Origin of the sequence: Anaeromyxobacter sp. SG66 (assembly GCF_022690805.1) — a bacterium.
In the GTDB taxonomy this organism is placed as follows: domain Bacteria; phylum Myxococcota; class Myxococcia; order Myxococcales; family Anaeromyxobacteraceae; genus Anaeromyxobacter; species Anaeromyxobacter soli.
Genome location: NZ_JALCZC010000022.1, coordinates 1 through 26,009 on the forward strand (window position 1 = coordinate 1; position 26,009 = coordinate 26,009).

Consider the following 26,009-nt stretch of genomic DNA (forward strand, 5'->3'; position numbering starts at 1 on the left):
GGGCCGGCCAGCCTCGCGTCGGGCCCTCCGGCGCGCCCACCCGGGCGACCCAGTCCCCGTACTACGGCACCCGGCCCGCACCCCCGCGCGGCAGCGCCGCGGTCCGCCCCGCGCCGCCGCCCACCGGCACGGTGCCGCCGAGCCACCGCCCGGCGCCGGGGCCGTATTCTCCTCGCTACCCCTACTCCCCCTACTACCCATACTATCCGTCCTATCCATACTACCCGTACCCGGCGTACGCCCTCGGGATCGCGCCGTTCTGGTGGGGGCTCGGCTGGGGGTGGGGCTACTACCCCATGTACCGGCCCTACGTGCCCTATCCGCCGGAGGCCTATCTCCCACCGCCCGAGGGGAGCCCGGACCGCACGACGACGCTCCTGTCGCTCCAGGCGGCCGGCCACACGCGAGGCGGCGCCGGCGTGCTCGACCTCGTCATCGAGGGGCGTCACCTCGGGTTCCACGCCAGCATCGGCGCCGTGGGCCGCGACCGCCTGCGCGGCGCGATGACCAACGACGCGGCCACGCTGGGGTGGGGCACGATGCACGCAACCTGGTCGTTCCTGTCCGCGCCCTCCTACCGGATGCGGCTCGAGGTCGGCGCGTCGATGCTGTCGATGCCCGACTCGGGCGGGCTCGTCGGCGAGCCGTACGCGGGGACGATCGCGTTCGGGCCGGACGTGGGGGTGTCCGGCCACCTCGGCCTCGTCGGGCCGTTCGGCGTCGAGGGTCACGCCCGCGTGACGCCGACCCCGGTTCCCGTCACCGACGCCCGGCTCGCGGCGGCGTTCCGGGGCGGTCCGCTGGCGCTCACGCTCGGCTGGCGGGCGATCGACGTCTCGGGCGATCGGAAGGACGGCCCGCAGCTCCACTTCTCGGGGCCGGAGCTCGGGCTGGCGCTGCGGTTCTGATCGGGCGGACGGCCCGGACCGGGCAGGGAGCCGGAAAGCGCGACGGCGGGCACGGCCCGGAGGCCGCCCCGCCGCTCGTGAAGCGAGCGCCGTCGCGCGGCGCGCTACTTCTTCGCCTGGCCCTTGGAGGCCTTCTGGCGACGCTTGCGGGCCTTCCACTTCCGGCGCCGCTCGCTCTTCATCCGCATGTGCTTGCTCTTCGAGTTGGCCATGGGGCCTCCGTGGGTCGGGTCGTGTCGACCGATGGGGAAAAGTCGTCCCGGCGACGGTGTATCGCACGCCGGGGCCGGGCGCGCCAGAGCGTCAGCGGTCCGGCGTCTCGCCGCCGTCCGGGCGAGGGGCGCCCTCCCCCGTCGCTGCGCCCTCCGCCTTGGCCTCCTGCGAGTCGCTGCGCGCGTCCGCCCGCTCGATCCTCGCCGGCGGCGGCGCGCCCGCAGGCCGCGTCGGCCGCGGCATGCCCTCGGCGCCCCGAGCCGCGCTCGGCTTCGCGACGGCGGCGGGGATCCTCGGCGCCGCGCCCGGCTCTGGCTGCGGCCGGCGGCCAGCCGGAGCGGGCTCGGCGCCGTGACGCGACGTCCAGTGCTGCACGAGCTCCTTCACGTCGGCGAGCGGCAGCGCCCGGGAGACGTGGCCGTTCGCGCCGTCCATGTCGCGCGCCATGCAGAGGGAGTTGAGGATCGCCTCCTCGGTCGCCTCGATCACGGCCTCGTAGAGCGGATCGAGCCGCTGGTCGAGGAGGATCTTCACCCGGTAGACCATCTTGCGCGACTCGCGCGGCACCTTGTTGGCCGTCGAGAACGCGAGGACGATCTCGCCCGAGCCGTGCATCGCGGTCGAGCCGACGCGGCCGATGCCGAGCGCGGCCCGCTTGGCGAGCCGGTTGAGCTGGTGGGTGATGAGCGGCGCGTCCGTCGCGATCACCGCGATGATGGAGCCGTAGTTCTGGCTCCGGCGCGGGGCCGAGCGGTACCGCGCCTCGAGCACCTCGCCGACCGGGAGCCCGCCCACGCGGAGCTGCCGCATCACGCCGAAGTTCGACATGACGAGCACGCCCACGGTGTAGCCGCCGAGCACCTCCGGGAGCTTGCGGCTCGCGGTGCCGATCCCCGCCTTGAAGTCGCAGGTGATCATCCCCGTCCCGCCGCCCACGCTCCCCTCCGCGACCGGCCCGTCGCTCGCGGTCCGGAGCGCCTCGGTCACGTGCTCCTCGTGCACGTGCCGGCCGGCGATGTCGTTCAGCCAGGAGTCGTCGCACTCGCCGACGAGCGGGATGATGACGTCGTGCTCGTGCCCGATGCCCGGGAACCGGTCGATCATCCACTTCACGGCGGCGTCCGAGACCGCGCCGACGGAGAGCGTGTTGGTGAGGAAGATCGGCGTCTCGATGAGGCCCCACTCGAGGAGCTGGGTCATCCCCGAGACCTCGCCCGCCCCGTTCAGGATGAAGCCGCCGCCGACGACGCGCTCCTCGAACACGTTCGCCGGGTTCGGGAGGATCGCGGTGACGCCGGTGCGCACCGGCGCCTTCCCCACCTTGAGCGGCCCCGCGGCCCCGCGGATGATCGTCGCGTGGCCGACCTTCACGCCCGCGACGTCGGTGATCGCGTTCCAGCGCCCGGTCTTGTAGCGCCCGAGCGGGATCCCCAGCTCCCGCGCGCGGCGGCGCGGCTCGTTCGTCGGGCGGTCGTCGGGCATCGCCCGCGATTATACGGGCGGCGCGCCCTCGCCGGGCGTCCCGGAAGGCTTCTCCGAGCCGTTCGACCCGTTGGCGGCGCCCGCGACCGCCTGCGCGTGCGCGCCCCGCTCCGCCACGGCGCGCTCCGCGAGGGCCTCGCGCTCGGCCGCCGCCTGCGCCCGCCGGGCCCGCTCCCGCTCTCGCTCCCGCTCCTGGTAGCGCCGGATCGCGAACGCGAGGATCTCGCCGATGAGCCCGCGGTAGTCGATCCCGGCGGCCTGCGAGATGAGCACGAGGTCCGACCACCCGGGCGCGAGCCCCGGCAGCGGGTTGCACTCGATGAAGTAGATCCGGCCCTCCGCGTCCATGCGGAAGTCCACCCGCGCGATGTCGCGGCAGCCGAGCGCGGTGAAGCACTCGCGCGCAGCCTTCTCGAGCCGGTCGAGCTCGCGCGGCGCGAGCTTCGCGGGGACCTCGTAGCGGATGTGCTCGTTCCAGTCCTGCTTCATCTCGAACGAGTAGATGGGCGTGGGATCGCTCGCGTCGAGGAAGACGATCTCCATGGGCGGCAGCACGCGCGGGCGGCGCTCGCCGAGGAGCCCCACCGTGAACTCGCGCCCGGCGACGTACGCCTCGACGAGCGCCGGCTGGCGGTACTTCGCGATGAGCTCGCGCGCGACCTCGCGCAGCTCGACCTCGTCGCGCACGATGGACTTCTTCGTGACGCCCTTCGAGGTCCCCTCCGCGACGGGCTTCACGAGGAGCGGGAACGAGAGCTCGCGCGGGAGCCGCTCCTTCCCGGTGTGCATCACCACGTAGTCGGGCGTGAGCACCCCGTGCGTCCGGACCATGCGCTTCGCGAGCGCCTTGTCGAGCGAGACCGAGAGCGCGGCGGGATCCGACCCCGTGTACGGGATGTCGAGGAGCTCGAGGAGCGCCGGGACCGCCGACTCGCGGTTCCGGCCCCGGAACCCCTCGGCGATGTTGAACACGACGTCCACCGGCGTCGCCGCGAGGACGAAGGGCAGCTCGGTCGTCGCCTCGAGATCGACCACCTCGTGGCCGTAGCTCGCGATGGCCTCGCGGATCGCCTGGAGCGTCTTCGGGGAGTCGTACTCGGCCTCCTCGTCCCCCTCGCCCGACGGGTCCGGCGTGAGCCGCTTCACGTTGAAGGTGAAGCCGACCTTGAGCCGCTCGGTGCGCCTCGGGCGGCCGCGCCGTCCGCGCGGCTCGGCGATGTTGAAGCGGCGCGTCGCGCTCTGGATGACCGCGCCGAGCACGGCGTCGTCGTGGAGCCCCTCGAGCGCGGCGGAGGCGTAGATGCCCGCCCCGGGCTCGAGGGAGGGCAGCGCGTTGATCTCCAGGAAGTAGATCCCGCCGTCGTCGCCGAGGCGCAGGTCGATCCGGCCGAGATCGCGGATCCCGAGCTGGCGGTAGACGGTCTCGCAGAGCTGCTGGATCCGCTCGGCCTGGCTCCGCTTCACCTTCGCCGGCGCGCGCACGGACACGTACCGGTCGAGCTTGGTCTTGAGCTCGTAGTCGTAGATGGCGTACCGGCGGGAGGCGGTGGCCGCCTCGTCGATGACGTACTCGACCGGCTGCAGCACGCCGTGCCGCTCCGGCGCGGCCGCCTCGAGGAACGGCACCGTCACGTCCCGCCCGACGATGAACTCCTCCACGAGGAGCCCCGCGGGGTAGCGCCGGAGGGACTCGCGCACCACCTCGTGGAGCCGCAGGGCGTCCTCGACCACCGAGTCCTGCGTGATGCCCTTCGAGCTGCCCTCGAAGTTGGGCTTCACGATGACGGGGTAGCGCAGGGCGTTGGGCTGGAGCTTCTGCGCGTCCTCGAGGTACTGCCAGCGCGGCGTCGTGACCCCGTGCTGGGCGAGCACGAGCTTCGTGAGCTGCTTGTCGAGCGTGAGCGCGAGGGCGTAGGCGTCGGAGCCGGTGTACGGCATCCCGAGCTCGTCGAAGAGCGCCGGGAAGAACGCCTCGCGGAAGCGGCCGCGCCGCCCCTCGGCGGTGTTGAAGATGAGGTCCGGCCCGAACGCCTCGAGGCGCGCGACGGTGCGCGACGCCGGCCCGGAGACCTCGATCCGCTCGACGCGGTGGCCGAGGCGCTCGATGGCGGCCGCCAGGGCGTCGACGGTCTCGCGGGTGTCGAACTCGGCCTCCTCCTCGGAGTCGGAGAGTCGAAGGTTGTGCGTGAGCGCGATGCGCATCGTGGGCCGGCTCCTGGAAGGAACTAACGGGGGCTGCGCCTCCGCCGCGGCGGGCTCGCCTCGCTCGCTGGCGGTTCGCGGGTCATGCTCCTAGGCGGCCGACCGGGCCGCGCCGCCGCGCGTCGCGCTCGCGGAGGGCGGCGGCGCCGGCGTGGCGGCGAGGTCGGGCGCCACGGCCGCGTCCTTCGCCAGCACCTTCCCGTCGACCACCTGCGTGTCGGCGAAGATGTCGCCGATCCGGACGCCGAGCCGGTCCGTGTAGATCATGTACGCCTCGAAGGCGACGATCGGCACGCCGGCGACGAACAGCACGGGCCAGAGCAGCGGCACCGCGTAGAAGATGGCGACGAGCGCGAACGGCGCGTTGCGCAGCATGGACTCGCGGTAGCCGGCCGGCGCCCGGCGCGGCACCACGACCGTGCGCACGCCGAAGATCTTCTTGCCGATGGACTGCCCGGAGAGCAGGCCGTCGGCGACGAGCAGGTAGAGCGCGGCGAGGAGCGGCCCCACCTGCGGCGACGCCTGGGCGAGGACGAGCGCGAGGGTGAAGTCGGCGAGCCGCGCGAGCGCGCGGAGCGACAGGTCCGCCTTGGGGTACGGGCTGCCCTCTCGCCTCGCGTCGCGCATCTCGCTACGCGCTCCCCCGCACGAAGAACAGGTAGGCCATCGCCGGGCGGTGCGACCCCTCGCGCATGACGAAGTGCACCGACTCCAAGGCGAAGCCCTCCGCGGTCCAGCGGTTCAGCGCCCCCTCCAGGCTCTCCTCGCCGACGGGCGAGACCTCGACGACCTTGTACGAGGCCGCCCCGCCGGGCTCGTCGGGCTGGGACGCTCCGCGGGTCACCCGCGCTTCCCGGTGAGGAGGTGCGCGGCCTCCTTCGCGTAGTAGGTGAGGATGAGGTCGGCGCCGGCGCGGCGGCAGCAGAGCAGGGTCTCGAGCACGACCCGCGCCTCGTCGATCCAGCCGCGCTCGGCGGCGGCCTTGATCATCGCGTACTCGCCGGACACGTGGTACGCGGCGACCGGCAGCTCGAAGCGATCGCGGATGAGCCGCACGATGTCGAGGTACGGCACCGCGGGCTTCACCATCACCATGTCGGCGCCCTCGGCGACGTCGAGCGCCACCTCGCGGAGCGCCTCCCGCCAGTTGCCGGGGTCCATCTGGTAGCCCTTGCGATCCTTGGGGATGCCCGGCCCCTCGCGCGGCGCGCTCTCCGCGGCGTCGCGGAACGGGCCGTAGAACGCGCCGGCGAACTTCGCGGCGTAGGAGAGGACGGGCACGTCTCCGTACCCCTCGGCGTCGAGCGCCGCCCGGATCGCGGCGACGCGGCCGTCCATCATGTCCGACGGGGCGACGATGTCGGCGCCGGCGCGGGCGTGCGCGACCGCCTCCTTGGCGAGGAGCGGCAGGGTCGCGTCGTTGTCGACCGAGAGATCCTGCCCGGGGCCGCCGGCCTTCGGCGCCTTGAGGATGCCGCAGTGGCCGTGGTCCGTGTACTCGCACATGCACACGTCGGTCATCACGACGAGCCCGGGGACCTTTGCCTTGAGCGCGCGGATCGCCTGCGGGACGACGCCGTTCTCGTCGTAGGCCCCGCTGCCGATCTCGTCCTTGTGCTCGGGGATCCCGAACAGGATCACGGAGCGGACGCCCGCCTCGTACCCGGCCTGCGCCTCCGCGACGAGCTCGTCGACCGACAGCTGGAAGACGCCCGGCATCGACTTCACCGGGTTCCGCACGCGCTTGCCGGGGAGCACGAACAGCGGCCAGACGAGGTCGTCGGGCGCGAGGTGCGTCTCGCGGACGAGGCTGCGCAGCGCCTCGTTGCGGCGCAGGCGGCGGGGGCGGTCCTGGGGGAAGGGCATGACGGTTTTCTATCGCAGACTGCGGGTTTGGACAAAGAAGCGCGGCCTCGCCGGCTAGGGCCGCTCCCGGGGGTTCACCTGGCGCATCACGAGGCCGCTCTGGAGGCGCGGGTAGAAGAGCGTGCTCTTCTGCGGCATCGTCTCGCCCGCGTCGCCGATCGCCTCGACCTGCCACATCGGCGTGGGGTTCAGGAGGAACCCGAGCTGATGCTCGCCGGAGAGGACCCGGTTCACCGCCTCGCCCGCGTCGCGGACGTAGGTGAGGTTCTCCTGGTTCTCCTGCGCCCGCGGCGAGAGGCCGAGCAGGTGCTGGAAGACGATCGAGTGCAGCACCGTCACGTCGAGCGCCCGCAGCATCTGGTTCGCGGGCAGCTCCGCGTCGGAGAGGTCCACGTCGTCGCGCAGCGTGACCACGCGCGCCTTCTGGTCCTCGGCGGAGAGGAGGATGAAGGTGCTCGCCTTGCCCCCGTGCTCGGCGAGCTTGGAGATGGCCCAGGCGCGGCCCGCCGGGCGGCGGATGTCCTCGGGGAGCGTCTCCACCGTGAAGTAGCGCTCGAGCCGCTCGACGAAGCGCGGGAGGGAGAGGTCCTTCAGGCCGAACAGGAGCCGGTGCGTGGGGAACAGGAACAGGCCCGGGTCGTTCATCGGGCACAGGAACATGAGGATGTAGTGGTGCCCGCCGTCCGCGGGGAGGCCGGGGTTCGCCTCCTCGAGCTGGCGCTGGTACACGAGCGCCGTCTCGTAGCGGTGGTGCCCGTCGGCGATGAAGACGCGCTGCCGCGCGACGAGCTCGGTGAGCGCGGACACGAGCGCCGGGTCCTCGGTCCGCCACATGCGGTGGTGCACGCCGTCGTCGGAGTCGGTGTCCGCCACCGGCTCCGCCGCGGTCGCCGCGTCGAGCGTCCGCGCCGTGACCTGCGCCTCGTCCCGGTACAGGCCGAAGATGGGCGAGAGGTTCGCGCCCACGTGCCTCAGGATCTCGAGCCGGTCCGCCTTGGGCGCGACGAGCGTCTTCTCGTGCGGGACGATGATGCCCTCGCGGAACTCGTGCAGCCGCACGGCGGCCATGAAGCCGCGCCGCTTGAGGCGCCGCCCATCCGGCGACCAGAAGCTCTGCTCCAGCGGGTAGAGCGCCGGGGTGGGGTCGCGGCGCAGCACGCCCTCGGCGAGCCAGCGGCGGAAGTACTCCGCGGCGCGCGTGTAGCGGTTCTGCGCCGGCCCGTCGCCGGGGCGCTCCTCGCCGAGGGTGATGTGGACCACGTTCTCGGTGCTGCGCCGGAGCAGCTCGTCGCGCTGCTCCTGCGAGATGAGGTCGTAGGGCGGCGCGATGAGCTGTGCGAGCGCGCGGCCCTTCGAGGCGGCGTATCGGATTCCGTGAAACGGGGCGATCTCCGCCATGGGGGTGGGACGCTAGATCAGCGCCCCGCGGGGTGCAAGGCGCCCGAGGTGACCGCGCGCATCCGGAGCAGCCCCCTTGCGTCAGTCGGCCGCGGCGCGCACGGCGTCGAATGGGATGGCGCCCTCGCGCAGGAGGCGGACGCTGTCCCCCTCCACCTCCACGATCGTGCTCGGCAGCCCGCCCGGCGTGCGCCCGCCGTCGAGGACGTGGTCGATGCGCGAGAGGAGGTCCGCCGAGAGGTCTCCGGCGTCGGTCGGCGGCGCCTCGCCGGAGAGGTTCGCAGACGTCGACACGATGGCCCCGCCCGCCCGCCGGGCGAGGGCCCGCGCGACCTCGCTGCCGGGGACGCGGATGGCGACGGTCCCGGCGCCGGCCGTGACCGCGGGGTCGAGCCCCGGGAGCGCGGGGAGCACCAGCGTGAGCGGCCCGGGCCAGAAGCGCGCGGCGAGGCGGGCCGCGATGCCCGTGAGCCCGGCGACCGCCTCCACCTGGCCGACGTCCGCCGCGAGGAGCGGCAGGGGCTTGCCCTCCGGGCGGAGCTTCGCGCGGGCGAGCCTGCCGAGCGCGGCCTCGTCGCGGGCGAGCGCGCCGAGCCCGTAGAACGTCTCGGTGGGATAGGCCACGAGGCCGCCGCGCCGGAGCACGTCCGCGGCGGCGGTGACGCGAGCGTCGAGATCGGCGGGGAGCGGCGGCACGGCCTCGAAGGATAGTCGGGCCGGAGCGGCGCGTCAGCGCGCCCCGCGCCGGAGCAGGACGGCCGGGATCGTCTGGGCGACGATGCGCAGGTCCCGCCACAGCGACCAGCCGTCGATGTAGGCGAGGTCGAGCTCCATCCAGCGATCGAACTCGAGATCGGAGCGGCCCGAGATCTGCCAGGTGCAGGTGATCCCGGGCTTCATCGAGAGGCGCCGGCGCTGCCAGCGCTCGTAGCGGCGCACCTCCTCCGGGAGGGGCGGGCGCGGGCCGACGACGCTCATCTCGCCGCAGAGCACGTTCCAGAGCTGCGGGAGCTCGTCGAGCGAGGCCCGGCGGATGAAGCGGCCGACCGCCGTCACGCGCGGATCGTCGCGCATCTTGAAGACCGGCCCGTCCGCCTCGTTGTGCTGGCGCAGGGCGTGGAGCTCGTCCTCTGCGCCGACCCGCATCGAGCGGAGCTTGTACAGGGTGAACTCGCGGCCGTTGAGGCCGACGCGCCGCTGCCGGAACAGCACCGGGCCCGGGGAGTCGAGCCGCACGGCGAGCGCGACGAGCGCGAGGACGGGCGAGAGGACGAGGAGGCCGAGGGCGCTCAGGACGACGTCGAAGGCACGCTTCGCGAGGAGCGGCAGCACCTCCTGGGGACCGGACGCGAGGGAGAGGAGCGGGATCCCGTCGAGCTCCTCGATCTCGAGCTGCGCGTCGATCGCCGGGAAGAGGTCGAGGGCGATCTTCACCGGAACCCCCTGCTCCTCGCACAGCGCGATGGCCTCCTCGACGTCCCGGAGCCGATCGCGCCCCACCGCGACCACGACCAGATCCAGCACGTGCAGGTCGAGGATCTTCCCCATGTCCTCGATCGCGCCCAGCACCTGGGCCCCTCGACGAACCGCTCCGTCCGGCTCGACGATGTACCCGCAGAACCTGAGCCCCCACTCCCGCCGCGTCCCGAGCCGACGCGCCATCGCCACCGCGAGCGGCCCGCTGCCGACCACCGCGAACGCGCGGGTGTTCCGGCCCCGCCGGCGGACGGCGCGCGCGGTGGTCCGGAGCACCACCCGGCTCGCGGCGAAGAGCGCGAGCGCCGTCGCGAGCCAGATCCCGAAGAGCAGGCGCGAGAGCTGGTGGTCGTGCGCGATGAACGTCCCGGTGCCGAGGAGGAGCGCGAGGGTGACCGTGGCGCGGCCGAGGCGCAGCACCTCGACCCCGAGCGAGCGCGTCCTGTACGCGGCGTACACGTGGGAGGCCCCCGCGGCGGGGCTCCACAGGAGCAGCGCGGCCGCGACCCACGCCAGGTAGCGGTCGGGCGCGTAGAGATCCGGGAGGGTGCCGGGCAGCGCGCTGCGCACCCAGTACGCGAGGCCGAAGGCGAGCACCAGGAGCCCGAGATCGAGCCCCCGAAGCCCGGCAGCGACCGCTCGCGCGCGCTGCTTCAGCATCAGGCCACCCGCTCCGAGCCGGGTGGCTTTCCCCCGGGCGCGGGGCGGCGCTCCGCGAGCCGCGCCTCGAGCGGGATGCTGCGCGTGTGCTGCGTCGAGACCCAGTCGCGCTTCCCGATGCGCAAGAGCCCGCGCACGAGGATGGGCAGCCAGGTGGAGTTGAAGATCGCCGTGTACGCGTAGCGCACGAACGCGCGCGCCGGCATCCCCTCGGCGCGCATCGCCGCCATGGGGAACACCGCGTAGCACGCGAGGAGCGCGCCCCAGGCGGGGAGCGGAACGGAGAACGCCGCCGCGAGCGCCGAGCCCCGGAGCGCGGCCACCGCGTGCACCGCCGCGACGCCGGCCGCGAGCACCGCCACCGCGGAGCGCGAGGGCTGCACGCACGCGATGGCGCCGTCGAGCGCCGCCTGATCGCCGTGGCGGAGCGCCCGCGCGAGGAGCGGGAGGAGGTGCCGCCGCGCGACGTCCCAGCGGCCCTGCATCCAGCGCGTCCGCTGCGCGTTCGACGCCCTCATCGTGAGCGGCTTCTCGTCGAACGTGACGGCGTCGTGCGCCCACTCCACGCGGATGCCCTCGCGGAGGAGCCGCATCTGCAGCTCCGCGTCGTCCGTCACGCAGGCGGGATCCGGCGGGAAGGCGTGCAGCGTGGACGTCCGGATGCAGTAGCCCGTCCCGCCGAGCGCCGCGGACATGCCGAGGTTCTCGCGCGAGAGCTGGAAGAGGCGCGACGACACCGAGTAGCCGGTGGAGATCGCCTTCGTCACCCAGCTGTCGTCCGGGTTCTTCGTGTCGAGGTAGCCCTGCACGACGTGCGCGCCCGCGGCGAGCCGCGCGTTCATGACCGTGAGGAAGTTGGGGGACATGACGTTGTCGGCGTCGAACACGCAGATCGCGTCGGGGGTCCAGCGCGACGCGACGCGCTCGAGCGCCCACCGGAGGGCGTGACCCTTCCCCGTGCTCCCGGGCTCGTCGCGCTCGAGCACCTCGTCCGCGCCCGCGGTCCGCGCGCGCGCCGCGGTGTCGTCGCTACAGTTGTCGGCGACGACCACGACGCGGAACATGCGGCGGGGATAGTCGAGCTGCGTGAGCGCGCGGACCGCGTCGCCGATCACCGCCGCCTCGTCGTGCGCCGGGACGACGACGACGAAGCGGTGCAGCGGCTCGACGGCGGCGCTCTTCCGGCGCGGGAGGAAGCCACACAGCGCGACCGCAAAAGTGTAGACGCCCAGCACGAGCAGTCCCCACTCGAGCGCGTGCAGCAGGATCATCGTAAGTCTCCCTGGGGCGCCGCCCCGCGCTCACGCGGCCGGGCGCTCATCGCGACCGCCGGCGAGTGTGATCGAGAGCTGCCTCCACCGTCCCCAGGTCTTTATATCCACACGTCGCTACTCTTGGTAACGTTTGGCGAAATGCGCATCCTGATCGTCTTCGGAACCCGTCCCGAGGCGGTGAAGCTCGCTCCCCTCGTACACGATCTCCGGCAACGCCCCGGGGCCCACGTGGAGGTATGCCTCACGGGGCAACATCGGGAGATGGTTACCCAGGTGGTCTCCTTCTTCGGGGTTGACGTCGATCACGACCTCGAGATCATGCGCACGAACCAGACGCTGTCGGACGTGGCCGCCCGGACTCTCACGGGGGTGGATCGGCTGCTCGAGTCGCGCCGCCCGGACTGGGTGGTCGTCCAGGGCGACACGACCACGTGCTTCGCGACGGCGCTCGCCGCCTTTCACCGCAAGGTCCGGGTCGCACACGTCGAGGCGGGGCTGCGCAGCGGCGACCGCTGGGCGCCGTACCCCGAGGAGATGAACCGCGTGCTCACCGCGCGGCTCGCCGACCTGCACCTCGCGCCGACGGCGCGCGCGAAGGCGAGCCTCCTCGCGGAGGGGATCCCGGAGGACCGCATCCGGGTGGTCGGCAACACCGGGATCGACGCGCTCCTCCTCGCGATCGAGACCCTCCGTGAAAAGGGGCTCGACGAGATGTACGCGGCGCGGTTCCCGCTGCGCGCGGAGCGCCCCCTCGTGCTCGTCACCGGCCATCGGCGCGAGAGCTTCGGGCGACCGTTCGAGGAGCTGTGCGAGGCCATCCGGGACGTGGCGAGCGCGAACGACGTCGAGATCCTCTACCCGGTGCACCTCAACCCCAACGTCCGGGAACCGGTCTTCCGCATCCTCTCCGGGCTGCCGAACGTGCACCTCGTCGAGCCGGTCGAGTACCCGGCGCTCGTGTGGCTCGCGCGCCGGAGCCGCTTCATCCTGACGGACTCCGGCGGGATCCAGGAGGAGGCCTCCGCGCTCGGGAAGCCGGTGCTCGTCATGCGTGACGTCACGGAGCGGCAGGAGAGCGTCGAGGCCGGCGTGTCGCGGCTCGTCGGGACGAGCCGCGAGGTGATCCGCGAGGCCTGCACCTCCCTGCTCCGGGACGGCGCCGCCTACGCCCGGATGGCGCGCCGGGTCGATCTCTACGGCGACGGGCGCGCGAGCGCGCGGATCGGCGACGCGCTCGGGCTCTCGCCGTCGGGCGTTCCGGCCGAGTGGGCGGCGGCCTGAAGACGGCGATCCGCGAGCGAGCGCCCGTGCGCGTAGGCATCGACTTCACCTGGCTCCGCCCCGACCGCCTCGCCGGCCCCGAGCGCCACGCGATCGGCCTCGCCCGCGCGCTCGCGGCGCTGGCGCCGGGAGAGCTCGTCCTCTTCACCCGGCCGGACCCGCCGCCGAGCATCGCCGAGCTCGAGGTCGAGCAGCGCGCCGCGCCGCTCCGCACGCGCGTCGCGCTCGACCAGGCGTGGCTCCCGCTCGCCGCCGCCGGCGCGCGCGTGGACCTGCTCCACTCGCCAGGCTCCCCCACCCCGCTCCTCTGGCGCGGGCGCTCCGCCGTCACCGTCCACGACGCGACGCCGTGGCTCGAGCCCGACGCCCTGCCCGCCGAGCAGCGCTGGTACGCGCGGCCGCTGTACCCGCAGGCGCTCGCGCGCGCCGCCGCGGTGTTCACGCCGTCGGAGGCGGCGCGGGAGGAGCTCGTGCGCGCGACGGGGGTCCCGCGCGAGCGCGTGCACGTCACGCCGAACGGCGTCGACCCGGTCTTCTTCGAGGCGCGCGCGCCGGAAGGCCCCCGCGCGCCCTACCTGCTCGCGGTCGGCACCCTCGAGCCGCGCAAGAACCTGCCGGTCCTGCTCGACGTGCTCCGGCTCCTGCGCCGCGAGGGGCGCGACCTGCGCCTCGTCATCGCGGGGCGGCGCGGGCTCACCCAGTCGCTGCCGCTCGGCGATCTCGCCCCGCACGTGCAGCTCGCGGGGACGGTCCCGGACGACGAGCTGCCCGCGCTGTACGCGGGCGCCGCCTGCTTCGTCATGCCCTCGGTGCGGGAGGGGTTCGGGTTGCCCCTCGCGGAGGCGATGGCGGCCGGGACGCCCGCGGTCGCGAGCGACATCCCCGCGCTCCGCGAGGTCGGCGGCGAGACGGTGCGCTACGCCGCCCCGTCCGACCCCGAGGCCTTCGCCGCGGCGATCCGGACGGCCCTCGACGACCGCGAGGGCTCGCGGCTGCGCGCCGCGGCCGCGCGCGGGCGCGCGCGGCGGTTCCGCTGGGAGGACACGGCGCGGCTGACGCTGGAGGTGTACCGGAGGGTGACGGGGCGGCGGTGACTTGCCCGCGGAGCAGGTGCACGGGCGCCGAGCGACGCCGCCCCGACGTCCTCCCTATCAAGGGTCCCAAGGGATCGGGCACTCGTGGCAAAGTGCCCGCAGCATGAGCTCGACCGTGACCTCCCCCCCGCCACCAGGCCGTCGCGAGGAGCAGAGCGTGTCGCACGACGCCGAGCAGGCCTCGGCCATGGACCCCGGCGGCATCGAGAAGGAGCTCGCCGAGGCTCGGCTCGCGCTCGCCCGCGAGCGCGCCCGCACCTCCCGGCTCCGCGAGGACCTGGAGCGCACCGGGGAGCGGCTTCGCCGCACGGAGGCGGAGCTCGAGGGGATCCGGACCAGCACGGCCTGGCGCGCGGCGCGGGTCTACTACCGCGTCCGGGACGGGTTCTGGCCGCTGCGGGTGGCGCACGGCCTGGCCCGGAAGGCGAAGGCCCGCCTCGGCGGGATGCGAGCGGTCGGGGCGGCGGCGCGCTCGCTCCTGCCGGACGGCGGGGGACAGGTCGTCGGGCTCACCCTGGGGCGCCGCGGACGGGTGAGCGTGGTGCTCCCCGTCTACAACCAGGCGTCGATGCTCGCGGAGTCCATCGAGAGCGTCCTCGCCCAGACGTACCGCGATCTCGAGCTCATCGTGGTCAACGACGGGTCGACCGACGGCGTCGAGCCCATCCTCGAGCGCTTCGCGGACGACCCGCGCGTCGTCGTCGTGACCCAGCCGAACCAGAAGCTCCCGTCCGCCCTCAACAACGGGTTCGACTTCGCCACCGGCGAGTTCTACACCTGGACCTCGGCGGACAACGTGATGCTCCCGCGCCAGCTCGAGGTGCTCGTGGGGTACCTCCGCGCGCATCCGGAGCAGGCGATGGTCTTCTCCGATTACCAGGCCATCGACGATCGCGGCCGCCCGCTCGACGATCCGCTCTTCCGGCCGCAGAACCAGGACCCGCACGACCGCAGCCGGATGCGCCTGCCGCGCGAGGTCACGGTGGAGAACCTCCACCGGAGCGGCGACAACTTCATCGGTGCGAGCTTCCTCTACCGGCGCGACGCGGCCCGCGTGGTGGGCGCCTACGCCGAGGACACGTTCGGCGGCGAGGACTACGACTACTGGCTGCGGATCCACGCGCTGTTCGGGATCGGCCACGTGGAGGAGGTCCTCTACCGGTACCGCGTCCACGAGAACACGCTGAACGCGCGCGCCCGCGAGCTTCGCATCGCGGAGAGCGTGCACCGCCTGCTCGACCGGCACGGCGAGCGGCTGGCCGCGCTGGCCTCGAGCCCCGCCTGGCTCCAGCTGGGCGTCGAGATCCCGGGCGCGCGGAGCGTGGCGGCGGGGGCGACGCCGGACGTCGTCGCGTACGCCCTGTCGCGCGCAGGCGATCCCGCCGTGCGCGAGCGCGAGGACTCCGACGACGCGCTGCGGGTGTGCGTGGTCGACCTCCCGCTCGACCAGGTGGACGAGGCCGCGGCGAGGCGCGCCGAGCTGCTCTTCGCCGCCGACCCCCTGGTCGCGGCGCACCTCGATCGCGAGCTGCCCGGCGGCGTGTTCCTCCTCGATCCCCGGCGCGAGCCGGAGCTCGCCCGCCGCATCGCGCAGCTGCGCCTCTTCGAGAAGCGCTGCGCGCGCGCGCCTCGCCAGCCGCCGGCGCGGGTCCTCCCCGTGCGCGAGCCGCTGCGCGTCGGCTTCCAGGTCGACGGGATGGACCGCGGCGGCCTCGAGCAGATCGTCTCCGACCTCGTCCGCAACCTCGATCGCTCGCGTGTCCGTCCGACCGTCCTCGTGCACGCGACGGAGTGCGGCCTCACCGGCCGGGCGCTGCAGAAGGACGGCGTGGACGTGGTGGTCACGGGCGGCGTCGAGGGACGGCTGATCGCGGCGGCGCAGGAGCGTCAGCTCCAGGTGGTGAACCTGCACCACAGCGTCGCCGGGCTGACCGGTTATCGCGGCCTGGGTCTCTCGACCGTGTACACCGTGCACTCGAGCTACGTGTGGCTGGACCCGCAGGCCCGGAGCGCTCGTGCCGAGCGCCTGCGCGACGTGGATCTCCACCTCGCCGTGTCGCCGCAGGTGGGGCGCTTCTTCGAGGCGACCTTCGGGGTGGATCCGCGGCGCGTGCGGATCGTGCCGAACGGGCTCGACCCGAGCGCGCTCGAGGGCGCGTCCCGGGGCTCACGCGAGGAGCTCGGCCTTTCCGAGGGCGACTTCGTGTTCCTGCAGGTGGGGTCCTTCACGCCCAACAAGCTCCAGCGGACCACCGTCGAGGCGCTCGCGAGGGTCTCCGTCGACGTGCCGCGCGCGCGGCTCGTGCTCGTCGGCAATCCGTTGGACGCGCGCTACGCCCGCGAGGTCGACGAGGCCGTCCGCGCCGGCGGGCTCTCGGACCGGGTGCTCATCCTGCCCTGGGGCAGCCGCGACGCGATCGCGGGCCTCATCCGCGCCGCCGACTGCTTCGTGCTCCCGTCGCTCGTGGAGGGGTGGAGCATCGCGGTCATGGAGGCCATGTACTTCGGGCTCCCGCTGGTCGTCTCCGACGTGGGTTCGGCGCGGGAGGTGATCCACGAAGGCGACATCGGGATCGTGATCCCGTGCCCCTACGAGCGGCTGTCGGAGCTGACGCTCGAGCAGCTCGTCGCGCTCGGGGAGCGTCCCCCGGAGGAGTACGTCGAGGTGCTCGCCGCGGCGATGCGCGAGGTGGCGCTCCACCCGGACGCGTGGCGTGCCCGCGGCGCGCGCGGCCGCGAGAAGGTCATGGGGCCCTTCCACGTCCGCGCCATGGCCGACGCCTACGCGGGCGCCTACGTCGACGCGTACCGCTGGCTGCGGAAGACCGGGACTCGCCGGGCCTGAGCCCGGCGCGCGGCTCACTCCTGCGATGCCGCCACCGCGGCGCGGAGCGACGCCGCCCCGTCCGCGAGAGAATCCCACCCGCGCAGCCGCGCGTGCGCCGCCTCGACCCGGCCCGTGGTCCCGTCCCACGCGGCGACCGCGGCCGAGACGGGGTGCTCCCGCAAGGTCGCCACGGCACGCGCGAGCACGTACGAGCGGCGCGCCCGATCGGCCTCGAGGCGCTGCGCGCAATGGGCGGCCTCCGCGCGCAGCGACGCGAGCCGTGCGCGCGCGGCTTCGCCCTCGGCAGCGAGCGCATCGCGCTCGGCGCGGAGCGCGTCACGCTCCTGCGTCAGCGCGTGGCGGGCTTCCGCGAGGGCCGCCGCCCGCGCCACGCCCGCCGCGAGCGCGGGCTCGAGCCTCAGCGGTATCCCCTCGGCGCCCCGCCGGGCGTAGGTCGCGAGCGCCTGATCGCCCGCCCACCACGACCCTTCGATCCCCGCGCAGTGCGCGACGCGGAGATCGACGAGCTCGAAGCCGCCGACCTCCAGGGGGAAGCTCTCGAGCTCGAACGTGTAGGCGTGCTCCTCGATCCGCTCCCGCTCCTCGAACGGCACGAGCAGGAGGACGTAGCGGCCCACCCTGGGCAGGAGCGACGCGAGCACGCCCCACGGCGCGGCGAAGTGCTCGAGCGTGTTCGACGTGAAGAGCACGTCGTACTCCCGATCGAGACCCGCGCGCGACACGGCGAAGGAGACCCCGGCGTGCCGCCCGCTCGCGCGCTCCACCGCCGCGGGCGAGACGTCGAGGCCGGTGACGGGCGTCCCCCACGCGGCCGCGAGCGCGGCGGCGCCCTCGCCCTCCCCGCAGCCCCAGTCGCACACGCTCGCCCGGCGCGCGCGGAGGTCGTCCGCCACCGCCGGGGGCACGAGCGAGAGCGCCAGCTCCGCGAAGAAGCGGGACTGCGCCGGCCCGCCGCGCGCCCCCCAGTCTCCGCTCGCGAACCGCGCCTCCCAGTAGTCCGGCGAATTCACCGCTGGCCCCGTCATGCGCGCCTCCTCTCCGCCGGCGCCGTGGCTCCCGCGTCGAGCGCGGCGAGCACCCGATCCACGCGCTCTCCCCAGGTGTTCTGCTGCACCTCGCGGGAGAGGAGCGCCTGATACGCGGCGTCTCCCCGCCTGCCGACGGCCGCCCGCACCGCGGAGAGGAACTCCGCGGGCGTCGCGGCGGTGGTGACGGACCGGTACTTGCGGCACTCGTCCATCGGCGTCGTGACGATCGGAGCGCCGGCGGCCATGTACTCGAACAGCTTCACGGGCGAGGTGGAGCGCGTCACCTCGCTCACCTCGAACGGGATGATCGCGACGTCGAAGCGCCGCGAGTAGCGGGCGAGCTCGCCGTACGGGCGCTCGCCGAGCACGTGCACGTTCGGGCGCGATGCGATGCGTGCCGCGGAGCCGTCGTGATCCGGGCCGATGACGACGAAGCTCAGCTCCGCGCCGTCCTGCGTCACGCGGTTCAGCAGCTCGAAGTCGAGCCAGCGTGCGAGCGCGCCGTAGTAACCGACGATCGGGCGACCCAGGGCGACGATCCGCGCGAGGTCCTCGGGGGGCGCCTCGCCCTCCCTCCCGCGGAAGTCCGGAGCGTGCACGCCGTTCGGCGCGAGCACCGCGTCCGGTCGCGCTGCGCGGATGGCCGCGTGGAGCCGGTCGGCGCTCGCGACGACCACGTCGGCCCTGCGCACCAGCGCGTCGTGGTCCGCGTGCATGCGCCGGCAGTGCATGCTGAAGACCTCGAGCTCGTCGATGTACTCGTACACGACGCGCGGCTCGCGGAACGCGCGCAACCACGCCTCGTTCACGGTCCAGTTGAGCCACAGGATCGGCCGCGCGAGGTGCGCGACGAGCCGCGGATCCGCGCAGAGGAAGACGTTCGGCTCGACCTCGCGCAGCCCCTCGACCGCGTCCGCCGCGGGGTTGCAGGTGCAGAACACGCCGACGTAGCCGCGGCGGCCGAGCTCGCGCAGGAGCTGGTGCGGGCGCTGGTGGAGGTATCCCCAGTTGATCGTCGGGAGGTACACCACCACCCCGCGCGCCTCCGCGATCCGGGCGTCGAGCGCGGCGAGGGCGGCGGCGTGGCGCGCACGCAGCAGCGGCGCGGGCAGGCGCGCGCGGAGCGCGATGGCGCCCTTCTTCGCGGCGTACACGGCCTCCGGACCGCCGAGCGAGATCGCGGCGCGGACGGCGCGGCGGAGACCGACGCCCATCGCGCCCTCACCCCGCCCGCGTCGCCGCGTGCGGGACGAACCCCTGGAGCTCCCGGTAGCGCGCGATGGCGGGCGCCGGCGCGCCGTCGAACTCGACGCGGCCATGGTGCAGCACGATCACCCGCTCGCAGAGCTCCGCGACCGTCTCCATCGCGTGCGAGACGTAGAAGATGGTGCACCCGGATCCCTTGAGCTCGCGGATGCGGTCCATGCACTTGGCCTGGAAGCGCTCGTCGCCCACCGCGAGCACCTCGTCGATGATCAGGATCTCCGGCTCGACGTCCACCGCGATGGCGAACCCGAGCCGGGCGTACATGCCGGAGCTGTAGTTCTTCACCGGCATGTCGATGAACTCGCCGAGCTCGCTGAACTCGACGATGCGGTCGAACTTCCGCTCCATCTCCCGGCGCGTGTGGCCCATGAGCGCGCCGTTCAGGAAGATGTTGTCGCGGCCGGTGAGCTCCGGATCGAAGCCTGCCGCGAGCTCGATCATGGGCGAGACGCGCCCCTCGACCTGCACCCGCCCCTCGGAGGCGCGGAGGACGCCCGCCGCGATCTTGAGGAGCGTGCTCTTGCCGGAGCCGTTGTGGCCGACGAGGCCGACCGACTCGCCGGGGCCGACGTGGAACGAGACGCCGCGGAGCGCCCAGAACTCGTCGGCGGTGCGCAGGTGCCGGAAGCGGCCGAGGACCGCCTCCTTCAGCGTGGTCACCCGCTCCCGGTACATCCGGAAGCGCATGCCGACGTTCTCGAAGGTGAGGGATCCGGGCATGTTCAGAAGTTGTGGATGTGGCGGTCCTCGGACCGCACGAAGAAGGCGCCGCCCGCGAGGAGCGAGACCGCGGCCGCGAGCGTCGCGAGCCCGACGAGCCCGGCGGGCGGGATCCGCCCCTCGTAGATGGTCACCTGGAACATCCGCACGATGGGCGCGGCCGGATTGAGCGCCAGGGCCATGCGCAGCGCGGGGTGGAGGTTCTCGAGGAACGACACCGGGTAGATGACCGGCGTCACGTAGAACCAGATCTGGAAGAGCACGTCGATGAGGTGCCGGACGTCGCGGAAGAACACCGAGAGCGAGCTGAAGAGCAGCGCGAGCCCCGTCGTGAACGCCGCCGCGAGCAGGAACGCGAGCGGGACGAAGAGCCAGGACACGCCGGGCGGGCGGCCGAGCGCGATCGCCAGGATCGCCAGGGCGGGCAGCGACAGGACCGCGTCCGTGAGCTTCGAGCCGACCGCGGCGAGCGGGTAGACCGCCTGCGGGACCGCCACCTTGCGGATGAGGCTCTGGTTGCCGAGGAGCGACATCGAGGCGGAGACCGAGCCGACCGAGATGAGCGTCCAGGGCAGGAGGCCGGCGAGGAGGAACACCGGGTACCCCTCGATGCCGATCCGCATGATGGTCGAGAACACGAGCGTGTAGACGACCATCTGCAGGAGCGGGTTGAGGAGCGTCCACAGCATCCCCAGGGTGCTGCGCTTGTAGCGGACCTTGAGGTCGCGCGCGACGAGCAGCGCGAGCAGCTCCCGGTAGCGGAGCACCGCCTGGACCGATCCCACGAGCGCCATCATGCCTGCGATTCCCCTGCCTTGCCGTTCGACGCGTCCGGCCGCGGCCGCGCGAGCACCGCCGCGATCCCGATCGCGCAGCCGAACGCGAGCGCCGGCTCGGACGTCCAGAACACGTCGTGCACGGCGGAGTTCACGAGCAGCGCGGCGATCACCGCGAGCCCGCCCACGGCGCCGGCCCGGCCGAGCGCGTCCGCGCCGCGGCGCCACCGCGCGAACGCCACGGCGAGGAGCGCGAACCAGGCCACGACGGCGCCGCCGAGCAGCGGCCCGCCCTCGGCGACGGCCGAGAGGAGCGCGTCGTGACACCAGGCCTGCACGCCGAACTGCGGATCGCGGCTCTCCCAGTAGGGCGCCGACCAGCGCGGCAGCGCGCCGTAGCCCACCCCGGTGAGCGGGTGGTCCCGGATGACGTCCGCGCACACGGCCCAGATCGTCTCGCGCCCGTTGCCGCCCCCCGTCGCGCGGGTCTCCTCCAGCCAGTGCCAGGCGGCGGGCAGGAGCGGGCTCACGGCGAGCGCCCCGGCGGCCGCGGTCGCGAGCGCGATCCGGCGGGTCCGGCGCTTCATGGCAGCGGCCGCGACGATCGCGGCGGCGACGGCGAGCCCGGCCCACGCGGAGCGCGCGCCCGTCAGGAACACCGCGGCGCCCGAGGCGACCGCGGCGAAGGCGAGGAACGCGCGAGCCCTCCGGGGAAGCGGCGCCCGCGCCGCGAGCGTCCCGGCGAGCACCGCGACCGGCGTGAGCGCGTGGGCGAGCCGCGTGTACCAGCTGAAGAACCCCACGACCGCGAAGCGCTCCGGCGCGCCCGGGGCGAACACCTGGCGGTACGCAGGAGGCAGGGACGTGCCGCGGAGCCCCAGCGCGTGCATCGGGTCGATCCCCGTGCGCACCTGGACCCAGGCGAAGAGGGCCGGCACGAGGGCGGCGGCGCTCCACACGGAGAGCACGAGGAGCGCCCGCCGCCGAGGCGCCTCGGGATCGTCGCCGGCTCCCGCCTCGAGCGCGAGGGCGACCACGAGCGGCGCGAGCAGGTAGCGCCAGTGGAACGCGGCGGAGGGCGAGCCCGGCGGCAGGCCCGCCGACCATGCGAGCGCGACCGACCCGGCCGCGCTCGCGGCGAGCACCAGCACGGGGACGGCGACGCGCGCGACGGGGGGCCGATCGCCGAGCACCCACAGCCCCGCCACGGCGACCGCGGCGACGGCGAGCCCGATCTGCATGCCCGCGATGGAGATGGGGAGGAACGCCGCGTGGACGGTCACGCCGGCGATGGCGGCGCGCGCGAGCAGGGAGCGCGCAAGCCCCCCATGCCGAGCCTCATCGCTCGGGCCGACGACCGCCTCCCCAGCACGCATGCCGCCCAACACTAATACACAACCGTCCGGAGCGCCTCCTGGCGTCGCCCCTCGGGTCACCGCGCCCGCCGCACCGCGACCGCGCCCACCACGAGGAACACGACGTTCGGCGCCCAGGCCGCGAGCCACGGCGCGACGTGCCCCGAGAGCCCCATCGCCCAGGTGACGCCCTGCGCTCCCCAGAACAGGAGCGAGACCCCGACCGACTCGACGAGCGCCGCCGCGATGTGGCCCTTGCGGTTGCGGCGCAGCGCGAGCGCGAGCGCGAGCATCGCGCCGGGCGCGCCGGCGAACGGGTACGCGAGCCGGTTGTAGCGCTCGAGCTGGAACTCGGCGACCGGCAGGCCCAGCCGGCGGCGGATCGCGATCTGGGAGAGCAGCGTCTTCCAGCGCATCTGCGTGGGCCGCCCGGGGACCACCGCGAAGGCGTCGGGCGGCTCGGGGAACTCGTACCGGCGCGAGGCGGCCCGGTCGAGCCGCACGCTCCCGTCCGGCTGGAACGTCCGGTCCTCGACGTCCTCGAGCAGCCAGCCGCCCCCCTCGGGCCGCATCTTGTCGGCGTCGATCCGGCGCACCAGCCGGAAGGCGTCCGAGACCTCCATCACCGTCACGCGGGCGAACCCGCCGTCGGGCAGCGTCCCGCGGAGGTGGTACACCCGCCGTCCGTCCTTGCCGCGGAACCAGCGCTTCGGCTCGCGCGCCGCCTCGAAGCGGCGCCGGTCGCCGCCCCGCCCGAAGCGGAGCGCCTGGATCTCCTCGGCGCGCTCCGCGGCCTCCACGCCCCACAGGTCGTGGACGACGAGGAGCGCTCCGCCGGAGAGGATCGTCACCGCGATGACGGGCACGGCGAGCCGCCACGGTCCGAGCCCCACCGCGCGCATTGCGGTGTACTCGCGGGTCCGGCGGAACGTCGAGACCGCGATGGCGGCGCCCAGGATCATCGCCGCCGGCGCGACCTGCCGCACGACCACGGCGGCCTTGTACACGTAGAGCTCGAGCACCGCCCCGACCCAGCCCGGCCCGGTGAACGCGGCGGCGTTGTCGACGAAGTCGACCGCCAGGAAGATCGCGACGACGCCCGCGAGCGCGCCCAGGAACGCGGCGAGCGTCCGGCGCGCGACGTACCGGAACAGGATCACCGCACCGCCCCCGTGCCGCGGTGGACCTGGATCGCGATGAGCGCGAGCGCGAGGGCGGACAGGACCAGGGTCGGCAGCTCGAGCGCGAGCGCGGCCGGGAGCGCGCCGCGCTGCGCCATCACCTCCCCGGCGCGCAGGAGCAGGTAGTGGGCGACCACCACGAGGAAGGTCGACCCCACCCCGAACGCGCGGCCCGCCCTCCGGGAGGCGCCGAGCGGGACGGCGAGCAGCGCGAACGGGATCACCGCCAGGGCCGAGGCGATCCGCCGGTGCAGCGTCCCCTCCGCGCGCCGCGCGCCGACGACGTCTCCCTTGGCGCGCGCCTCCGCGGCGCGCGCGCGCAGCTCGGCCACGCCCTCGCGGCCGGTGCGGGACACGGCGTTGCGATCCGAGAGCGCGGTCCCGAGCCCGAGGACGACCTCGGCCCGCCGGAAGGTGGCGAGCACGTACTCGTCCGAGTCCACCTGCTCGCGATGGACCTCGCCGTCGTCCAGGACGAGGCGCATCTCCTCCCCCGCACCGACCGGCTCGAGCCGGCCGCCGTGGGCGAGCGCCAGCACCGGCGCGGAGGGATCGGAGCGGTCGCTGATGAGGACGTTCTCCCAGCGCCCCCCGTGGACCCGCTGCGCGTAGAGCGTGTACCCCGGGATCTGGTCGTAGAACGTGCCCGGGCGGACGTCGTTCATGACGTTGTGCTTCACGATCTCGTTGAGCCGCGTGCGGGCCGCGTCGAGGCTCGCCGGCACCGCCTCGAGCGACAGCCAGAGCCCCACGCCCGCGACGGCGACGCCGAGCGCGAGCGGGACGGGCACGAGGAACGCCGGCGAGAACCCCGCCGCGCCGAGCGCCACCACCTCGCGGTCCTCGGCGAGCCGCCCCACCCCGAGCACGGCGCCGAGCAGGAACGCGATCGGCAGGACGTACCCGAGGAAATACGGCAGGAGGAAGACGATCACCGCGCCCACGTCCACGAGCGACACGCCCGAGCCGAAGAGCACGTCGGCCTGCGCGAGGAGCTGCGTCGCGAGCAAAATCTGGGTGAGGAACAGGAGGCCCGCCGCGAAGGGGAGCAGGATCTCCTTGGCGAGGTACCGGTGGAGGAGCCGCAACCGGCTAGCCCTTCGGCGGCGCGAGCTTCGCCTGGAGGGCGGCGTCCTTCGCGAGGACCTCCTCGGCCATCTTGCGGCGCTGCGCCCGGACGCGCTCGGCGACCTCCGCGTCCGTGCGCGCGACGATGCGCGCCGCGAGGAGCCCAGCGTTCCGCGCGCCCGCCTTGCCGATGGCGAGCGTGCCGACGGGCACGCCCGCGGGCATCTGCGCGGTCGAGAGCAGCGCGTCGAGCCCCTTCAGATCGCTCGCCGCGAGCGGCACGCCGAGGACGGGGAGCTCGGTCTCCGCGGCGCAGACGCCGGCGAGGTGCGCGGCGGAGCCGGCGCCGCAGACGAGGACCTGGATGCCGCGGCCGGCGGCCTCGCGCGCGAGCTTGCCCGTGCGCTCCGGCGTGCGGTGCGCGGAGGAGACGTGGACCTCCGCCGGGATGCCCAGCTCGTCGAGCGCCTTCTTCGCCTCGGCCATGACCTCCCAGTCGGAGTCGGACCCCATGAGGATGAGTACCTTCGGCTCCATCACGCCCTCTTGCCGATGTCCCTGCGCAGCTGCATGCCGCGGAAGCGGATCCTGGCCGCCGCCTCATAAGCGCGGCGGGCGGCGTCGTCGAGGTCATCGCCGAGCGCGCACACCGTGAGCACGCGGCCGCCGGCGGTGACGATCCGTCCATCCCGGGCGCGCGCCGTCCCGGCGTGGAACACCTGCACGCCCTCCTCGAACGGGCCGGCGAGGCCGTCGATGGGATCCCCCGCGGCGGGCTTCGCCGGGTAGTGCTCCGCGGCGAGCACCACGCCGACTGCCGCCCGGCGATCGAACTCGAGCGTCACGTTCGACAGGTCTCCCTCCGCCGCGCCGAGGAGCGCGGGGACGACGTCGCTCGTCATGCGCAGCAGGATGGGCTGCGTCTCCGGGTCGCCGAGCCGCGCGTTGAACTCCAGGACCCGCGGGCCGTCGGGCGTGAGCATGAGGCCCGCGTAGAGTGCGCCGCGGAACGGGCGGCCCCGGCGGGCGAGCTCGCGGACGGCGGGCAGGAGCACGTCCCGCTCGACCATCGCCGCCACCTCCGGCGTCACCGTGGGCGTCGGCGAGAACGCGCCCATGCCGCCCGTGTTCGGGCCGCGGTCGCCGTCGAAGATGCGCTTGTGGTCCTGCGCCGCGGCGAGCATGCGCACCCGCTCGCCGTCCGTGAAGGCGATGCAGCTCGCCTCGGGCCCCTCGAGCCGGTCCTCGACCACGACGCGCGCGCCGGCGCCGCCGTGGACCTTCTGGACGAGCATCGCGCGGAGGGCCTCCTCCGCCTCGGGGAGCTCGCCGCACACGACGACGCCCTTGCCGGCGGCGAGCCCGTCCGCCTTCACGACCACCCGCCCGCCGCGCGCGCGGGCGAAGGCGAGCGCGGGCTCGAGCGCGGTGAACGTGCCGTGGCCGGCGGTCGGGATCCCGGCCGCCTCCATGATCTCCTTCGCGAACGCCTTCGAGCCCTCGATCTCCGCGGCGGCCGCGCTCGGGCCGAACACCGGGATGCCCTCGCGCGCGATGCGGTCGGCGAGGCCGGCGACGAGCGGCGCCTCCGGGCCGATCACGACGAGGTCGATCTGGTTCTCGCGCGACCAGTGCGCGATGCCCTCGACGTCGGTCGCCTCGAGCGCCACGAGCGTCGCCACCTCGGCGATGCCGGGGTTGCCGGGGGCGGCGAACAGCTCACGGACGAGGCGGCTCCGGGAGATCTTCCAGGCGAGGGCGTGCTCGCGCCCGCCCGATCCGACGACGAGTACGCGCATGGAGACCCGGGCTTATATCACGTCCCATCGGGCCACGGCGGGGGTCGGCGAGCCCTCCTCCACCCCGGCTCGGCGGCCTCCCTCCAGACCGGAAAGCCCCCCGGGAGGGCCTTT

The 26,009-nt window shown here is 74.1% G+C and carries 23 protein-coding genes; 4 read left to right on the plus strand and 19 right to left on the minus strand.

What is annotated here, in order from left to right:
• A partial coding sequence (locus tag MNZ39_RS08845; RefSeq protein ID WP_242337488.1) for a hypothetical protein occupies nucleotides 1-908 on the plus strand: 908 nt, incomplete at its 5' end.
• 104 nt (nucleotides 909-1,012) lie between these two features.
• On the opposite strand, the gene MNZ39_RS08850 is transcribed toward MNZ39_RS08845, so the two are convergent.
• From MNZ39_RS08850 to MNZ39_RS08895, 10 genes are all read right to left on the minus strand, one after another.
• The gene (locus MNZ39_RS08850; RefSeq protein ID WP_242337490.1) at nucleotides 1,013-1,120 is read right to left on the minus strand and encodes an aminopeptidase; all 108 of its coding nucleotides are present in this window, start codon (nucleotides 1,118-1,120) and stop codon (nucleotides 1,013-1,015) included.
• Between the two features lie 91 nt (nucleotides 1,121-1,211).
• On the minus strand, nucleotides 1,212-2,603 hold the full coding sequence (locus tag MNZ39_RS08855; protein WP_242337492.1) for a P1 family peptidase: 1,392 nt from the start codon (nucleotides 2,601-2,603) through the stop codon (nucleotides 1,212-1,214).
• Nucleotides 2,604-2,612: 9 nt separating this feature from the next.
• A complete protein-coding gene (locus tag MNZ39_RS08860; RefSeq protein WP_242337494.1) occupies nucleotides 2,613-4,805 on the minus strand; it encodes an ATP-grasp domain-containing protein in 2,193 nt (730 codons plus the stop codon).
• A 90-nt stretch (nucleotides 4,806-4,895) separates the two neighbouring features.
• A complete protein-coding gene (locus MNZ39_RS08865; protein ID WP_242337496.1) occupies nucleotides 4,896-5,432 on the minus strand; it encodes an RDD family protein in 537 nt (178 codons plus the stop codon).
• Between the two features lie 4 nt (nucleotides 5,433-5,436).
• Nucleotides 5,437-5,649: a DUF4177 domain-containing protein gene (locus MNZ39_RS08870; RefSeq protein ID WP_242337498.1), complete on the minus strand. Its 213-nt coding sequence runs from the start codon at nucleotides 5,647-5,649 to the stop codon at nucleotides 5,437-5,439.
• On the minus strand, nucleotides 5,646-6,671 hold the full coding sequence (hemB, locus tag MNZ39_RS08875) for a porphobilinogen synthase (RefSeq protein WP_242337500.1): 1,026 nt from the start codon (nucleotides 6,669-6,671) through the stop codon (nucleotides 5,646-5,648). The genes MNZ39_RS08870 and hemB overlap by 4 nt, the downstream gene beginning before the upstream one ends.
• 54 nt (nucleotides 6,672-6,725) lie before the next feature.
• On the minus strand, nucleotides 6,726-8,069 hold the full coding sequence (locus MNZ39_RS08880; RefSeq protein WP_242337502.1) for a DUF1015 domain-containing protein: 1,344 nt from the start codon (nucleotides 8,067-8,069) through the stop codon (nucleotides 6,726-6,728).
• Between the two features lie 81 nt (nucleotides 8,070-8,150).
• On the minus strand, nucleotides 8,151-8,765 hold the full coding sequence (locus tag MNZ39_RS08885) for an L-threonylcarbamoyladenylate synthase (RefSeq protein ID WP_242337504.1): 615 nt from the start codon (nucleotides 8,763-8,765) through the stop codon (nucleotides 8,151-8,153).
• 33 nt (nucleotides 8,766-8,798) lie between these two features.
• On the minus strand, nucleotides 8,799-10,205 hold the full coding sequence (locus tag MNZ39_RS08890; protein WP_242337507.1) for a sugar transferase: 1,407 nt from the start codon (nucleotides 10,203-10,205) through the stop codon (nucleotides 8,799-8,801).
• Nucleotides 10,205-11,476, minus strand: a complete 1,272-nt coding sequence (locus tag MNZ39_RS08895) for a glycosyltransferase family 2 protein (RefSeq protein WP_242337508.1) — start codon at nucleotides 11,474-11,476, stop codon at nucleotides 10,205-10,207. The genes MNZ39_RS08890 and MNZ39_RS08895 overlap by 1 nt, the downstream gene beginning before the upstream one ends.
• Before the next feature lie 141 nt (nucleotides 11,477-11,617).
• Here MNZ39_RS08895 and wecB point away from each other — a divergent pair, with 141 nt between their 5' ends.
• The 3 genes from wecB (at nucleotide 11,618) to MNZ39_RS08910 (ending at nucleotide 16,699) form a co-directional block, all read left to right on the plus strand.
• Nucleotides 11,618-12,760, plus strand: coding sequence for a non-hydrolyzing UDP-N-acetylglucosamine 2-epimerase (wecB, locus tag MNZ39_RS08900; RefSeq protein WP_242337510.1), 1,143 nt, complete (start codon nucleotides 11,618-11,620; stop codon nucleotides 12,758-12,760).
• Between the two features lie 26 nt (nucleotides 12,761-12,786).
• Nucleotides 12,787-13,854: a glycosyltransferase family 1 protein gene (locus tag MNZ39_RS08905; RefSeq protein WP_242337512.1), complete on the plus strand. Its 1,068-nt coding sequence runs from the start codon at nucleotides 12,787-12,789 to the stop codon at nucleotides 13,852-13,854.
• Nucleotides 13,855-14,011: 157 nt separating this feature from the next.
• Complete coding sequence (locus tag MNZ39_RS08910) at nucleotides 14,012-16,699, plus strand: glycosyltransferase (RefSeq protein WP_242337514.1); 2,688 nt, start codon at nucleotides 14,012-14,014, stop codon at nucleotides 16,697-16,699.
• 14 nt (nucleotides 16,700-16,713) lie between these two features.
• On the opposite strand, the gene MNZ39_RS08915 is transcribed toward MNZ39_RS08910, so the two are convergent.
• From MNZ39_RS08915 to purD, 9 genes are all read right to left on the minus strand, one after another.
• Nucleotides 16,714-17,727 carry a methyltransferase domain-containing protein gene (locus MNZ39_RS08915; RefSeq protein WP_242337516.1) on the minus strand — a complete coding sequence of 338 codons (1,014 nt, stop codon included), beginning with the start codon at nucleotides 17,725-17,727 and terminating at the stop codon, nucleotides 16,714-16,716.
• Nucleotides 17,724-18,944 (minus strand): glycosyltransferase, encoded by a 1,221-nt coding sequence (locus MNZ39_RS08920; RefSeq protein ID WP_242337517.1) that lies wholly within the window; start codon nucleotides 18,942-18,944, stop codon nucleotides 17,724-17,726. The genes MNZ39_RS08915 and MNZ39_RS08920 overlap by 4 nt, the downstream gene beginning before the upstream one ends.
• 7 nt (nucleotides 18,945-18,951) lie before the next feature.
• Nucleotides 18,952-19,716, minus strand: coding sequence for an ABC transporter ATP-binding protein (locus MNZ39_RS08925; RefSeq protein WP_242337519.1), 765 nt, complete (start codon nucleotides 19,714-19,716; stop codon nucleotides 18,952-18,954).
• A gap of 2 nt (nucleotides 19,717-19,718) precedes the next feature.
• Nucleotides 19,719-20,513 carry an ABC transporter permease gene (locus MNZ39_RS08930; protein WP_242337521.1) on the minus strand — a complete coding sequence of 265 codons (795 nt, stop codon included), beginning with the start codon at nucleotides 20,511-20,513 and terminating at the stop codon, nucleotides 19,719-19,721.
• A complete protein-coding gene (locus tag MNZ39_RS08935) occupies nucleotides 20,510-21,775 on the minus strand; it encodes an O-antigen ligase (RefSeq protein ID WP_242337523.1) in 1,266 nt (421 codons plus the stop codon). Before MNZ39_RS08935 ends, MNZ39_RS08930 begins: the two co-directional genes overlap by 4 nt.
• Before the next feature lie 149 nt (nucleotides 21,776-21,924).
• Complete coding sequence (locus MNZ39_RS08940) at nucleotides 21,925-23,007, minus strand: LptF/LptG family permease (protein WP_242337525.1); 1,083 nt, start codon at nucleotides 23,005-23,007, stop codon at nucleotides 21,925-21,927.
• Entirely contained in the window at nucleotides 23,004-24,116 is a 1,113-nt protein-coding gene (locus tag MNZ39_RS08945; protein WP_242337527.1) for an LptF/LptG family permease, read from the minus strand. The genes MNZ39_RS08940 and MNZ39_RS08945 overlap by 4 nt, the downstream gene beginning before the upstream one ends.
• A 4-nt stretch (nucleotides 24,117-24,120) precedes the next feature.
• On the minus strand, nucleotides 24,121-24,633 hold the full coding sequence (purE, locus tag MNZ39_RS08950; RefSeq protein WP_243337962.1) for a 5-(carboxyamino)imidazole ribonucleotide mutase: 513 nt from the start codon (nucleotides 24,631-24,633) through the stop codon (nucleotides 24,121-24,123).
• The gene (gene purD / locus MNZ39_RS08955; RefSeq protein ID WP_242337532.1) at nucleotides 24,633-25,895 is read right to left on the minus strand and encodes a phosphoribosylamine--glycine ligase; all 1,263 of its coding nucleotides are present in this window, start codon (nucleotides 25,893-25,895) and stop codon (nucleotides 24,633-24,635) included. Before purD ends, purE begins: the two co-directional genes overlap by 1 nt.
• Nucleotides 25,896-26,009 lie beyond the last annotated feature (114 nt).